The organism is Mucilaginibacter sp. L3T2-6, from assembly GCF_030519355.1.
Lineage (GTDB): Bacteria > Bacteroidota > Bacteroidia > Sphingobacteriales > Sphingobacteriaceae > Mucilaginibacter.
The window spans coordinates 91126-104002 of record NZ_JAUMKC010000005.1; the positions used below are offsets into that span (position 1 = coordinate 91126).

At 46.0% G+C, this 12877-nt stretch carries 12 protein-coding genes; 7 read left to right on the forward strand and 5 right to left on the reverse strand.

The annotated features are described in order from the left end of the window. The first annotated feature begins 4 nt into the window (after positions 1-4). From Q3W13_RS07610 to Q3W13_RS07630, 5 genes are all read left to right on the forward strand, one after another. Complete coding sequence (locus Q3W13_RS07610; RefSeq protein WP_302862611.1) at positions 5-1303, forward strand: M20/M25/M40 family metallo-hydrolase; 1299 nt, start codon at positions 5-7, stop codon at positions 1301-1303. Between the two features lie 195 nt (positions 1304-1498). After that, on the forward strand, positions 1499-2557 hold the full coding sequence (locus Q3W13_RS07615; protein WP_302862612.1) for a cell wall metabolism sensor histidine kinase WalK: 1059 nt from the start codon (positions 1499-1501) through the stop codon (positions 2555-2557). Positions 2558-2608: 51 nt separating this feature from the next. After that, entirely contained in the window at positions 2609-3259 is a 651-nt protein-coding gene (locus Q3W13_RS07620) for a DUF47 domain-containing protein (RefSeq protein WP_302862613.1), read from the forward strand. A gap of 4 nt (positions 3260-3263) precedes the next feature. Then, positions 3264-4277: an inorganic phosphate transporter gene (locus Q3W13_RS07625; protein WP_302862614.1), complete on the forward strand. Its 1014-nt coding sequence runs from the start codon at positions 3264-3266 to the stop codon at positions 4275-4277. A gap of 205 nt (positions 4278-4482) precedes the next feature. Then, entirely contained in the window at positions 4483-5214 is a 732-nt protein-coding gene (locus tag Q3W13_RS07630) for a DUF4197 domain-containing protein (RefSeq protein WP_302862615.1), read from the forward strand. 28 nt (positions 5215-5242) lie between these two features. On the opposite strand, the gene Q3W13_RS07635 is transcribed toward Q3W13_RS07630, so the two are convergent. From Q3W13_RS07635 to Q3W13_RS07650, 4 genes are all read right to left on the reverse strand, one after another. Then, entirely contained in the window at positions 5243-6262 is a 1020-nt protein-coding gene (locus tag Q3W13_RS07635) for a GlxA family transcriptional regulator (RefSeq protein WP_302862616.1), read from the reverse strand. Between the two features lie 179 nt (positions 6263-6441). Next, positions 6442-7371 carry a sugar phosphate isomerase/epimerase gene (locus tag Q3W13_RS07640; protein WP_302862617.1) on the reverse strand — a complete coding sequence of 310 codons (930 nt, stop codon included), beginning with the start codon at positions 7369-7371 and terminating at the stop codon, positions 6442-6444. Positions 7372-7500: 129 nt separating this feature from the next. Further along, positions 7501-8871, reverse strand: coding sequence for an ATP-binding protein (locus Q3W13_RS07645; RefSeq protein WP_302862618.1), 1371 nt, complete (start codon positions 8869-8871; stop codon positions 7501-7503). Between the two features lie 261 nt (positions 8872-9132). Next, positions 9133-9807, reverse strand: coding sequence for a response regulator transcription factor (locus Q3W13_RS07650; RefSeq protein ID WP_302862619.1), 675 nt, complete (start codon positions 9805-9807; stop codon positions 9133-9135). A gap of 252 nt (positions 9808-10059) precedes the next feature. Between Q3W13_RS07650 and Q3W13_RS07655 the strand changes: the two genes are divergently transcribed. Further along, on the forward strand, positions 10060-10557 hold the full coding sequence (locus Q3W13_RS07655) for a hypothetical protein (RefSeq protein ID WP_302862620.1): 498 nt from the start codon (positions 10060-10062) through the stop codon (positions 10555-10557). An 82-nt stretch (positions 10558-10639) separates the two neighbouring features. Here Q3W13_RS07655 and Q3W13_RS07660 read toward each other — a convergent pair whose 3' ends face one another. Then, positions 10640-11839, reverse strand: a complete 1200-nt coding sequence (locus tag Q3W13_RS07660; protein WP_302862621.1) for a PQQ-dependent sugar dehydrogenase — start codon at positions 11837-11839, stop codon at positions 10640-10642. 437 nt (positions 11840-12276) lie between these two features. Between Q3W13_RS07660 and Q3W13_RS07665 the strand changes: the two genes are divergently transcribed. Further along, positions 12277-12576 (forward strand): hypothetical protein, encoded by a 300-nt coding sequence (locus tag Q3W13_RS07665; RefSeq protein WP_302862623.1) that lies wholly within the window; start codon positions 12277-12279, stop codon positions 12574-12576. Positions 12577-12877: the final 301 nt, after the last annotated feature.

A 12877-nucleotide genomic window follows, 5' to 3' on the forward strand; every position in this document is an offset into this window, starting at 1 on the left:
GATTATGAAAAAAAGTATAATAGCAGCGGCCTTAATGGCCATAACATCGTACAGCTTTGGCCAGGATGTAAACAAATTGATTAAACAGGACCAGGTGGAAAAGGTTATTAAAACCTTGTCGGCCGACGACATGCAGGGCAGGGCAACCTTTACGCCCGGTATCGAAAAAGCCGCCAAATATATCGAAAGCCAATATAAGGAAGCCGGCCTGGTTCCGCTGAAAGGAAATAAAGATTTTCGTCAGAACTTTACCATGATGCGCAACACCTCCCTAAAGGCGCTGGCGAGTATAAACGGCAAGGTAATATCACAGGATAGCGTATTAGCCATGTCGAACGCAGCATCGTTTAACTGGAGCAACAACAGCGATGTACAGGTAGTAAAGCTTGACGCCGGAAAAAACTTCCGTACCGAGTATATGAGCTACATCAAGAACGGCAAAAAAATGCTGATACTGGTAGACCCGCAGTTTACCAACATGTTTAAGGCCATTAAAGGCCGTGTTGCGCACGGCATGACGAGCTTTAAAAAAGCGGAGGAACAGGAGTTGGTTTTTGTATTAGGTCATTTTGACGACGTTAAATCATTCGAGGTAAGCTATACGGGTAAATCGGAAGAACTACCCTTGTTTAATATTGCCGGCATGATCCCGGGCAAATCAAAACCGGATGAATATGTTGTTTTCTCGGGTCATTATGACCACCTGGGTATCATTAAACCTGTAAAAGGCGATAGCATAGCTAACGGCGCGGACGATGACGCATCCGGAACAACGGCAGTAATAACGCTTGCCAAATACTACAAAAAGCTGAACAACAATGCCCGTACGTTAATATTTGTAGCTTTCACGGCCGAGGAAATCGGTGAATTTGGCTCACAATATTTTGCAACTACTGTCGATCCTGATAAAGTGGTAGCTATGTTTAATATCGAAATGATTGGCAAGGCATCGAAATTCGGCGAGAATTCCGCATTTATCACCGGCTTTGAGCGGTCAGATTTTGGTACCATCCTGCAAAAGAACCTTGAGGGAACGGCGTTTAAATTCTATCCCGATCCGTACCCTCAGCAAAACCTGTTTTACCGAAGCGATAACGCATCGCTCGCAGCTGTTGGCGTACCGGCGCATACCATATCGACAGATCAAATCGATATAGATAAATTGTACCATACAGTAGGTGACGAATTTAGCTCACTCGACGTTGCGAATATCACTTCAACAATCCGGGCAATTGCGTTAAGCTCGAGAACGATAGTTTCGGGCCAGGACACACCTAAACGGGTGCCTAAGCTGGAGCGATAGCTCTCGGTTTTGAAAAAGATGAACAAGCTCTCCGCGTGGTTTCCGTGCCGGGGTTTGTTCATCTTGTTTTTTGACTTTTGCTCTCTCCATTATTTTAAACAACCTTTTCCGTCATTCGGGAAGGCGGGCACTAACGCCCGGCCCATTAACAATTTAATAACCTTATCCTCCGCGCACATATCGTATCTTTACTATATGAAATTACGCGTACTCGTTTTTTTTAATGCTTCCGCAGTAGCCGTTACGCTGTCGGTAGTAAATTATTATTTCCAGCATAGCTGGTATAATGTTGCCCTTACTTTTATTATCACGCTTGTTACCAGTTTCCTGGTCTTCTATTACATGATAGAAAAGTATGTCTATTCAAAAATTAAGCTGATTTATAAACTCATACACAACCTGAAGCTGGGTCGCGACTTGCGCGATGCCCTGGGCGAACATGTAAGTGCCGACCCTATAAACGATGTGGAACATGAGGTAAAAGAATGGGCCAAGGAAAAAAAGAGCGAAATAGACGAGTTGCGCAAACAGGAAAAATTTCGCCGGGATTTTTTATCTAATATTTCGCATGAATTTAAAACACCGCTCTTTGCCATACAGGGCTATATTGAAGCCTTGCAGGATGATGATTTTGAAGATAAGGACATGGCCAGGCAATTCCTTTTAAAAGCTTCAAAAAATGTAGACAGGCTAAGCTACCTGATCAAGGACCTTGACGAAATATCAAAACTCGAATCGGGCGAAATACCTATCAATTTAACCCGCTTTAAAATAAATGATCTGATAAAAGAAGTTTTTGAGACATTTGAATTAAAGGCCCGTCAGCAAAATATAAAGCTGATATTTAAACATGACGAACCCATACTGGTAAATGCCGACCGCGAAAAAATACGCCAGGTATTGGTAAATCTTATCGAAAACTCCATAAAATATGGTAAAGAGGAGGGCAGCACCTCCGTGAGCCTTTTTGAATTGCATGACCAGGTGCTGGTTGAGGTTACTGATGACGGTATTGGTATAGAAGAAAAGTTTCTGCCCAGGCTGTTTGAGCGCTTTTTCCGTACCGACACCAGCCGTTCCAGGCAAATTGGCGGTTCGGGGCTTGGTCTGGCCATAGTAAAACATATTATTGAAGCGCATGAGCAAACCATTAATGTACGTAGTACCGAAGGAATCGGCTCAACTTTTGGCTTTACCTTGCAATTATCCAAACAGAGTTTACATTTGCCTAACATACCAGTCCTCAAAAATTAACATTAACTTAACATTGCAAGATTACCTTTGCGTAAACTTAATGTTAAGCAAATGTCATTAAACAGTATTTTTCAGTACTTCGTTCCCAAAGACAAAAAAATTTTTTCGCCATTATTTGAGCAGGCTGCCAGCAACGTGGTAGCAATGGCTACATTTTTGGTTGAGGCTGTAAACTCAAATAATCCGCAAACACGCGAAGAGCTGTTTAAGCAGATTGACAAGCTTGAGAATAAAGGCGATGAAATAACGCACCAGGTTCACCTTGAGCTTGGCAAGAATTTTATTACGCCGTTTGACCGCGAAGACATTCATGCGCTATCGTCAGCGATTGATGACGTTGCCGATTATATACAGGGCGCGGCCAACCGCATGAGCCTGTACCGGATTGAAGATTACAACGAACACATCCGTAAACTTTCGGAACTTACGTTACAAGCCAGTATGGACCTTGAAAAAGCCGTACGTGAACTTAAAGACCTGAAAAACGTGCGCAACATTGCCGACTCCTGCATCCGCATCAACAGCGTTGAAAACCAGGCCGATTATGTATTTGACCGGGCTGTGGCCGACTTGTTTTTGTATGAAAAAGATGCTATCCGCCTGATCAAATACAAGGAAATATTATCCGCATTAGAAACTGCAACCGATATGTGCGAAGATGCGGCCGATGTAATGGAGTCAATTTTAGTTAAACACGCATAAGCTGATGGTAACTCCTATTCTTGTTGTAATAGTTGTGCTTGCCCTGGCTTTCGACTATACTAACGGCTTTCATGATGCCGCCAATTCTATTGCCACCATTGTATCAACAAAGGTATTAACCCCCTTCCAGGCTGTTTTGTGGGCAGCATTTTTTAACTTCCTGGTTTTCTTTTTTGTTAAGGAACACAAGGTTGCCGCCACGGTATCCAAAATTGTTCATGAGCAGTTTATAACACTTAATGTAATTCTTGCGGGGTTAATATCGGCTATTTCATGGAACCTCATTACATGGTGGTTCGGCATACCTTCCAGTTCTTCACATACTTTAATAGGCGGTTTTGCGGGCGCAGGTATAGCCAATGCCCTGTATATGGGTTCAAGCGCTATGAGTGCTGTAAATAACAGTTATGTATTTACCATATTGGCTTACATTGTGCTGGCGCCGGTTATTGGCCTGGTTGTGGCCTATATCGTTACTATAATTATTCTGCACATTTGTAAAAATGCCCGGCCTGCTGTAGCAGAGCGATGGTTCAAGCGGCTGCAGCTGGTATCATCTGCGGCGCTTAGCTTTGCACATGGCGGTAATGATGCCCAAAAAGTAATGGGTATTTTATATGTGTCGATGGTGGCGTCGCATATTGTTGCACCCGGCGGCGCTATGCCGGATTGGATCCCGCTGGCCTGTTATTCCGCAATAGCGCTTGGTACAATGTCGGGCGGGTGGCGTATCGTAAAAACTATGGGATCGAAAATCACCAAGATCACCCCATTGGAAGGCGTTAGCGCCGAGACCGCCGGCGCCATCACGCTGTTTTTCACCGAAAGGTTCGGCATACCCGTTTCAACCACGCACACTATTACCGGTTCGATTATAGGTGTAGGACTGACCAAACGTTTATCTGCCGTACGCTGGGGATTAACCGTTAATATCATTTGGGCATGGGTAATTACCATCCCTGTGTCTGCCCTTATTGCTGCCGGCGTATTTTCACTGCTGAGGATATTTTTGAAATAGATACGAGGAGTTAAACCGGAGATTTAAGACTAATCGATCAGGGAAATTTCTCGCTGGAAAGTCCGGCGCCTTCGGTTCAACTTCACGTAAAAATCTCAATACTCAGACCGGCATTTCATTTCTATTATTTATTTTGGCGGCGATAAAACTTATTGCTTAGCTGTACCTTATAGATAATAAGAACCATATTCCGAAAACTGCCATCATGAAAAAAACGCTGCTAGCCGTCCCTTTATTTACATTATTTATTCTTTTATCAAGCTGCGATCAGCTCAACAAAGTTGCACAAACTGCCGGTGCACAATTAGGAAACCCTTCAACCCTAGAAATCGCCAACGGCCTTAAGGAGGCCTTACAGCAGGGTACGTCAAAGAGCGCCAATCAGTTATCTGCGGTAGATGGTTTTTTCGCGAATGCGGCTGTTAAAATTCTGTTCCCACCAGAGGCCCGGAAAGCCGAGAGCACATTGCGCAGCATAGGACTGGGGAAACTCTGTGACGATGTTATTCTGTCGCTTAACCGCGCAGCCGAAGACGCTGCCAAACAGGCCAAGCCGATATTTATCAACTCGATAAAGCAAATGACGCTTACCGATGCGACAAATATTTTGTTCGGCGCCCAGGATGCCGCCACACAGTATTTTAAACGTACCACTACTGTACAGCTAACGGCGTCATTTAAGCCGGTGATCCAGAACAGCCTTAACAAGGTCGGCGCGACCAAATATTATGGCGATGCAGCCAATGCCTATAATAAGGTTCCGTTTGTTACCAAAATAAACCCCGACATCAGCGCCTATGTAACTCAAAAAGCCATAGACGGTTTGTTTTTAGAAATTGCAAAAGAAGAGCTGAATATCCGTAAAAATATCAGCGCCCGTACTTCGCCGCTACTGCAAAAAGTGTTTGGGTATGCGGATAGGAATAAAAACAACTGACACCAGTTTTTATAAGCCTTATTCTTCCTTAATTAACCATATTGATTGTACTGTAAACATCAACCCGCTCCTGCATGGGCATATCGCGGCTGTATTTCCTGCGGTAATCCTGGGGGGTTAGGCCGGTTATCTTTTTAAATACCTCGCGGAAAGTTTTGATATCGTTGTAGCCGGCATCATACATCAAAATATTGATATTCTGCGCACCCTTTTCAAGCGCCTTTTTTGCCGCTTCTATTTTTACACGCTGCAGGTATTCAAATGGCGTATTTTGAGTGGCTTTTTTAAAGCGGCGTATAAAGTTGCGCTTACTCATGTTGCTGTGCCCGGCAATATCATCTATGTTAAGCTGCTGATGGTGGTTTTGCTCGATGTATTGCTGCGCTTTTAATATGTCCTCATCGCTATGCGAATGCTGACCCATAAAAACAGAAAAATGCGACTGGCTGGTACGGTCCATGTCCAGGCTAAACATTTTGCTGGCCCAAACACCCACATCCCTGCCGCAAAACTTATCGATAAGGTATAATACCAGGTTAAGCGACGAAAAGGCCCCGCCGCTGGTATAAATACCCCGGTCGTCTGTTATCACCATATCCGAAAGGAAATTAACGTCGGGATAACGGCTTACTATGTCGTCCCGGTCGAACCAGTGTGACGTACAGGAACGGCCGGCAAGCAGGCCTCCCTCGGCAAGAAAATAGCTGCCGGAGCAAAGACTGGCTACCTCTGAGCCGGTTTTATTTTTGCTGCTAACCCATTCAATCAGGTTTTTATGCTTTTCCAATGAAAGGGTGCGGTCGCCGTAAAATGCCGGAACTATAATAAGCCCGGGCTTTTCAAGCTTATCTATAGGGCAATAGCTAACATACGGCTCGGGGTTACGCAAAAAACGATTTTCCGGCTCCTGCCCAACCAGCATTATTTTAAATGGCAGCGGTTTGCCTTTTTCGTGAAAAAACCGGTTGGTATGTATCAGCATATCCATGGCACCGGAAACCGTTGACAACACGGCATCTTCGTGTATTAAAATCGCAACGTCTTTCATGGTTTTATAATTGTGTAATTCAAAGATAATGGCTTTTGGCACATCTGCAACCGAAGGGGGCCGGTTTACACAAAGATAACATGATTCGGGAGCAAAGCAACACCGATAGATAAGCGGACCATACCTATCGATGCTTGCTTTGCTAAATTCGTAATACCAATAGGCTTTAAAGCTTGATATTAGCTCAATGCATTCTTTGCATATTCGCGGCATTTTATAACTTCTTTTACCGCGTCAGAACCATCCGGAATTTTATACTCCAGCTCTATAGTTGCCGGGAACTTGTATTTGTTAGCCTTCATTAAAGCCAGCACTTCCTTAATTGGCGTATCGCCTTCGCCCCACGGCGCGTTGGGGCCATTGTTAAACTTGCGGTCTTTAATATGCAGACTCACAATACGGCCTGCGTTTTTCTTTATGAAATCAATCGGGCTGCTGCTTGTGCCGGCAACGTAGTGGCCAATATCAAGGTTGATAGCATTATATTTTGACTGACTTAAGGCTGTGTCCCAAAGCGTTGGGGTGGCCTGCGTGTGGGCATGATAACCTACGTACATTTTGTGTTCGGCCGCCTTGTTGCCCAGGCGTTGAGTTTGTTCGTGGTCTTCAGGCAGCTCAACGGTAACATGCGTACAGCCTAAAGCCTTGCCCGCGTTAAAAGCATAATCAATCTCGGCATCTGTATTTTTCTTATTCAGCGCATTTGGCTTCCAGGCGTAAATCTTAACCCCGGCGTCGTTGTACATTTTTCGAAGTTCCTTAAACTTATCCATCGGTACGCTGGCACGCCATTCCGCCATTTTTGTCTGCCAGTCGGTATTGGGCGCATATTTTGGCGCACCGGCAAAAGCTTCGGCAGCTTCGCCCATCAATTCAATAGCGTTGATATTACAATCTTTACAATATTGCAGCAGCTGCTCGGCGCTGCCCGGCATACTGCGGAACGAATAAGTGATCACGCCTATCTGTACGCCATTGATCATGGAATTTGGTTTGTCATCAGACAAAATTGATGCGGCAAACGACGCTCTTGAAGCCAGCGCAATGCCCGCTGCGGCAAACAGACCGGTACCGATAAAGCGCCGCCTGGATAAATTTTCTGTTTTCATAAACAATATCAGGTTAGGGAATAATTGGTTGGTTAATTTTGATTATAACCAAAGCTAACATTTTATCCCGTTGCGGGCAAGGCGGGCTTGGTAACGTTTTTATGGGAAACTGTCAAATACCAGGCATCGCTATGCATCTGACTTTTGAAAAAACCCAATTGTGACTGTTGTTCCCGATCCTTGGGCAGATTTTATGTCGACAGTGCCGCCAAACAGTTGTATAATCTTTTGGGTTACATACAGGCCGATGCCATTTCCCGCAAAGTTTCGGGCATTATAGCTGCGGTAGAAAGACCTGGTCACTTTCTCCATATCCTCCGGTGGTATCCCGATGCCTGAATCAATGATCCGGATGCGGATGATCTGCTCATCCGCATAAAAGTTGCAGGTAACGGGCTTGTTGTCCGAAAATTTAAATGCATTGCTGATGAGGTTATTGAGCGCGATGAACATTAGCTGCCGGTTGGCATATATAGTCAAAAGGCCTTCGTCAGCAGGCAGATGCTCTATATTTATTTTTAGCTGGCCTTCGCCGGGCCTGGTCACCCAGTGTTCATCTACTTCCCATAATAGTTCATCAATACGCACAGGTGCTAGTTCAGCCGTGCTGAAGTCCATATCTACCTGGGCAAGTTCCATCAAGCCTGTTATGGTATCGCGCAGGCGTTCTGATTGTTCCAATACCAGTTGCAGCGTGCGCTCATGCTGTTCTGCTTCGCGCTTTTTACTAAGGGCCAGCTCTACTTCACCTATGATGCTGGTAACAGGTGTCCGAAGCTCGTGCGAGGCGTTGGTAACATAAGTCTTTTGCAGTTCAAACGCATTTTCCAGGTGGGCAAGCAGTCGGTTAAAATTTTGTGCCAATTCGCTTATTTCATCGCGTCCGTTTCCTTCATTTATCCGCTTATTCAGGTTATTGGCATTAATCAGCTTCATTTGCTGTACCACGTTACTTATCGGCGAAAGCGCTTTTGTGGCCAGCACGCGGCCTACAAAATACAAAATACTGCCTACCGCGAAAAACACCACCAGCATGGCTTTCAGCATACCGTCCAGCCGCCTCATACCGTCCCTGTCTACGGCAGATACCAGGATAACAAAATTCCCCTGGTTATCTTTGTAATAGATCCCCACAATTTGACGCTTATTCTCGCTGTACTGCAGGAAATGACGCTTCCGGACGGCCTCTATAGTGCGTGGCCCCCAGTATTTTTTTTCGTCGGGAATAAACGCGGCGGTATTACGGCTGTCGTAAAAACGGATCACCTCGCCGGGCAGATTTTTGATATAGCGGTTACGGACCTTGCTTAATGAGTCGGCGGTAATTTCATCCGCCTTCAGATAAAGCTGTGCGGCTACGTTGGCACGATCGTTAAGATGGGTGAAAAAATCGTTGCGCACCAATGAATAAACAGACAGGTAGGTAGACACCAGCACAACCAGCAGTACACCCGACCCGAGCAGTGTAAAATACAGCGAAAGCCTGTCCTTTATCTTCACCTAAATATGTTGTTTTATTTTGCTTTGCTTTTTATTTATTAATGTGCATATCATATAGTAGGATGGGCATATAACTGCGGTTCTCTTCCAACAAACTTCTTCGGCTGCCTCACCCTGCCCTCTACAAAGGAGAGGGTTCTAAACATTTGTGCAGCTCAAGTCCTCTCCTTTGGGGAGGATTAGGTGAAGCCGGTACAAAGCTCAGCAGTTTCTGCCCTTATATCGAACGCACGTTACTAACAATTTAACTTACGGGGCTATTCACTCCGTCTTAAAAATATAGCCCTTCCCGATAACCGTATGAATGTATTTGGCATCAAAGCCTTTTTCAATTTTATTGCGAAGATAATTAACGTACACATCCACCACGTTGGTGCCGGTATCAAAATCGATGCCCCACACCTTTTCGGCGATAGTCTGGCGGGAGAGGATCTTGTTGGGGTTTCGCATCAAAAGTTCCAGCAGTGCAAATTCCTTGGTAGTTAAGTTAATGCGCTGGCCGGAACGTTCTGCGGTGCCGCTATGCGTGTCGAGCGTAATATCGGCAACTACAATATGGCTATCCGGCTCAATAGACTTTCGGCGTAATAATGCCTCAATGCGGGCCTGTAGTTCACGGTAGTGAAAAGGCTTCACCAGATAATCGTCGGCGCCGGCATTCAGGCCGTTTACCTTATCGTCAATATTGCTTTGCGCCGTTAGCATCAGGATGGCGATCTGCTTGTCCTTTTGGCGGATATGCCTGCAAACCTCAATCCCGCTGAGGTTGGGAAGCATCAGATCTAAAATTATGAGATCATAGGGTTTTGCAGGGAACATCTTCACTGCCTCAGCCCCATCGCGCGCAAGGTCTACCGCATAATTATTTTCAGCAAGCGCCTTTTGTATGAACGAGGCAACGCGCTCATCATCTTCAACTAAAAAAATCTGGGCCATTGTTAAAATTAAGCAAATATAACGGGTTTTACAGGGCTTAATTATCACGAAAAACGGAAACCCGGGCAAAAGTACCAAATGGCGCAATGGCGGTTCAACCGGGCATAATTACCCTTCTTTCATGTCGCCGGTTTTATTGCATGCCGGTATTCAACCGGCAGCCCGGGCGGCGCCGTATAATTTCTGCACCGTTCCAAACGTTTGTCTTAAAGGATTTTTATAACATTTTATAGCTTGCCTTGTTCGGTAATAATGGAGAAATTTGCAGCGATGACGGACCTGAATGAATATGAATGCGAAATGCTCGACGCCATGCTCGAAGCTTTCGGTATCCCCGACAGCCTTACCCGCGACCAACTGCTGGAGCTTTTCGATAACGACGAGGCTGCGGCATTTGCCATGGTACAGGCGCTGATCCGAGAAGACCTGGTAGCAGCAACAGGCCGGCAGAATGATTACGAGCTGCCCGAGAAGCTTGTTCTAAAACCCAAGGGCGAAAAATTTTTGAAGGATGGCGGTTTTACCGCCCGGTTTCACCGCGAACAGCAGCGCCCGTTGGAAGTAGGCGGCACCCTCGCCAAGCTGCAGCAGCAAAATATGCGGCTGCAAAACGAAAAACTGGCCAACCAGACCGAACTCAGCGCACTTAAAAAGCGCATGGCTGCCCGGCAGGCCCGGTTATATTTTATGTGGGTGCTGGTGTTGGTTGCCCTGGTGGTGGGCTATATGCTCGGGCATATGAGGAAGTAAAATAGTCTGAAGCCGATAGTCTTGAGTCAAATCTTTTTTTACTATCGACTCCGGACTTCCGACTCCAGACTTACCCCCGAGTCTACTGCTTCGCAATCCTATACAATTTCCCGCCATCCGTACCTGCATAAATCGCACCGTCTTTCCCGGTGGCTATGCAGCGCCAGCGTTCGTTCTTATCGGCAAGCAGGCGTTCTTCGCCTACCACCTTGTTGTTTTTAATTACCAGGCGGGTAATAAACTGGCTGCTCAATCCGCCCAAGAACAGGTTGTTTTTCCATTCGGCTATGTTGCCGGTGTAGAACATCATGCAGCCGGGCGAGATCACCGGGTCCCAATAGTAAACCGGTTGTATGGTGCCCGCTTTTTGCTGTATGCCGTCGTAAACTTTTTCACCGCTGTACTCAATGCCGTAGGTAACCACGGGCCAGCCATAGTTGCCCCCGGGTTTGATCAGGTTGATCTCATCCCCGCCCCGCGGACCAAACTCGCACTCCCACAAACCGCCGTCAACAGGGTTAAAGGCAAACCCGTCCGGGTTACGGAAACCGTAGGCATATATCTCAGGTTTCGCATTGGCCTTGCCGATAAACGGATTACCCGCCACCGGTTTACCCTCTTTGGTAATGTGGATGATCTTGCCGGTGGTGGCGCTCAGATCCTGCGCCTTTACGCGCATCTCGTTGGCCATGCGGTCGCCGCTGGTTACAAAAAGGTTGCCTTTCTTGTCGAACAACAAGCGCGAACCAAACTGCCCGCTGCCCTTAAAGCGCGGGGTAGCTTCCCATATCACCTTCACATTTTCCAGTTTGGTTTCGTCGGCCGACAGCTTGCCCTTGGCCACAGCAAGCGTTGCCCCGTCGCCAGGCTGGGCGTAGGTCCAGTAGATCATGCGGTTGGTGGCGAAATCCGGGTCGATGTTCACATCCAGTAACCCGCCCTGGCCGGCAAACTGTACCGCGGGGAACCCGGTGATGTTTTTAACGATCTTGCCGTCGGTGGTCAGTATCTGCATCGTGCCGGGTTTACTGCTGATGAGCAGGCGGCCGTCGGGCAGTACGTGGATGCCCCACGGACCGTTCAGCGATGAGTTGATAACGGTAGCGGTGTACCGTGTTTTGGTTTTAACGCTGCCAATGCGCGTTTGCCCCGCAAATGCCGGTTTGTAATTGGTGTTGGCCGCTTTGGTTTCAACGGGCGCGCCGGTTTGCGCCACGGCCGTTGCCGTAACCGATAAAGCCAGCGCACCCAGCATCAGGGGCTTATAAAGTTTTGAAAGCATAGTATTGATTTTTAGATTGATGTAATTACAATACAAGTTTAAGAGTTATATGTTTAATTGCAGCAAGATTTTTACCCTTAGAAACAAGGATGTTACGTTGGGGGGCCACGCTTAAGAACTCTAAGTGATAAAAAATACCGAACATCGAATTTTAAACATCGAATAATGAAGGAAAAGCACTTCGGCGTTGGATATTCGAAATTCATTATTCGATATTATTTCCCTTAATTTAAGACAATGGTCGTTAGATAAGCTTTTAAGTGATAAAAAATACCGAACATTGAATTTTGAATACAGAATAATGAAGGAAAAGCACTTCGGCGTTGGATATTCGAAATTCATTATTCGATATTATTTCCCTTAACTTAAGACAATGGTCATTAGTTAAGCTTTTGAGTGATAAAAAATACCGAACATCGAATTTTGAATACCGAATAATGAAGGAAAAGCGCTTCGGTGTTGGATATTCGAATTCATTATTCGATATTATTTCCCTGAACTTAAGACAATGGTCATTAGATAAGCTTTTAAGTGATAAAAAATACCGAACATCGAATTTTGAAGAAAAAAACACTTCGGTGTTGGATATTCGAAATTCATTATTCGATATTATTTCCCTTAGTCCCCCCAACCGGGAAACATCACCTCTTTCCGCTAACTGTAGTTCAGCCTCTTTACCGCTTGCGGGAGAGAGGGTTGCCGGGCGAAGCAATGGCGGGATGAGTCCCTTTCCGTAAACTGCAACTCACCCTCTTTACCGCGTGCGGGAGAGAGGCGCCGGGCGAAGCCATGGCGGGGTGAGTCCCTTTCCGCAAACTGTAGCTCACCCTCTGGCAACGTTATAAGTTAAGCCAAGAATGCGCCGTAGGTGCAAAATATTGGTAGAAATAATAAAGGGTAAGGCAGCGTGCCGTAGGTACGCAACCTGGGCCGCTGCTGACATCTATGCGCAGTGTATCGTACCTATGGCACGAAATGGAGAGCGGCATTTTCTACCAATATTTGACCCCGATGGGGTCTTACTTCTTACCTTAATGA

Excerpts from the sequence above, each read along its gene's own strand:
- Q3W13_RS07620 (WP_302862613.1), top strand. The coding sequence starts at position 2,609 with ATGTCATTAAACAGTATTTTTCAGTACTTCGTTCCCAAAGACAAAAAA.
- Q3W13_RS07615 (WP_302862612.1), top strand. The coding sequence starts at position 1,499 with ATGAAATTACGCGTACTCGTTTTTTTTAATGCTTCCGCAGTAGCCGTT.
- Q3W13_RS07630 (WP_302862615.1), top strand. The coding sequence starts at position 4,483 with ATGAAAAAAACGCTGCTAGCCGTCCCTTTATTTACATTATTTATTCTT.
- Q3W13_RS07665 (WP_302862623.1), top strand. The coding sequence starts at position 12,277 with ATGAAGGAAAAGCGCTTCGGTGTTGGATATTCGAATTCATTATTCGAT.
- Q3W13_RS07610 (WP_302862611.1), top strand. The coding sequence starts at position 5 with ATGAAAAAAAGTATAATAGCAGCGGCCTTAATGGCCATAACATCGTAC.
- Q3W13_RS07660 (WP_302862621.1), bottom strand. The coding sequence starts at position 11,839 with ATGCTTTCAAAACTTTATAAGCCCCTGATGCTGGGTGCGCTGGCTTTA.
- Q3W13_RS07640 (WP_302862617.1), bottom strand. The coding sequence starts at position 7,371 with ATGAAAACAGAAAATTTATCCAGGCGGCGCTTTATCGGTACCGGTCTG.
- Q3W13_RS07635 (WP_302862616.1), bottom strand. The coding sequence starts at position 6,262 with ATGAAAGACGTTGCGATTTTAATACACGAAGATGCCGTGTTGTCAACG.
- Q3W13_RS07625 (WP_302862614.1), top strand. The coding sequence starts at position 3,264 with ATGGTAACTCCTATTCTTGTTGTAATAGTTGTGCTTGCCCTGGCTTTC.
- Q3W13_RS07655 (WP_302862620.1), top strand. The coding sequence starts at position 10,060 with ATGGAGAAATTTGCAGCGATGACGGACCTGAATGAATATGAATGCGAA.
- Q3W13_RS07650 (WP_302862619.1), bottom strand. The coding sequence starts at position 9,807 with ATGGCCCAGATTTTTTTAGTTGAAGATGATGAGCGCGTTGCCTCGTTC.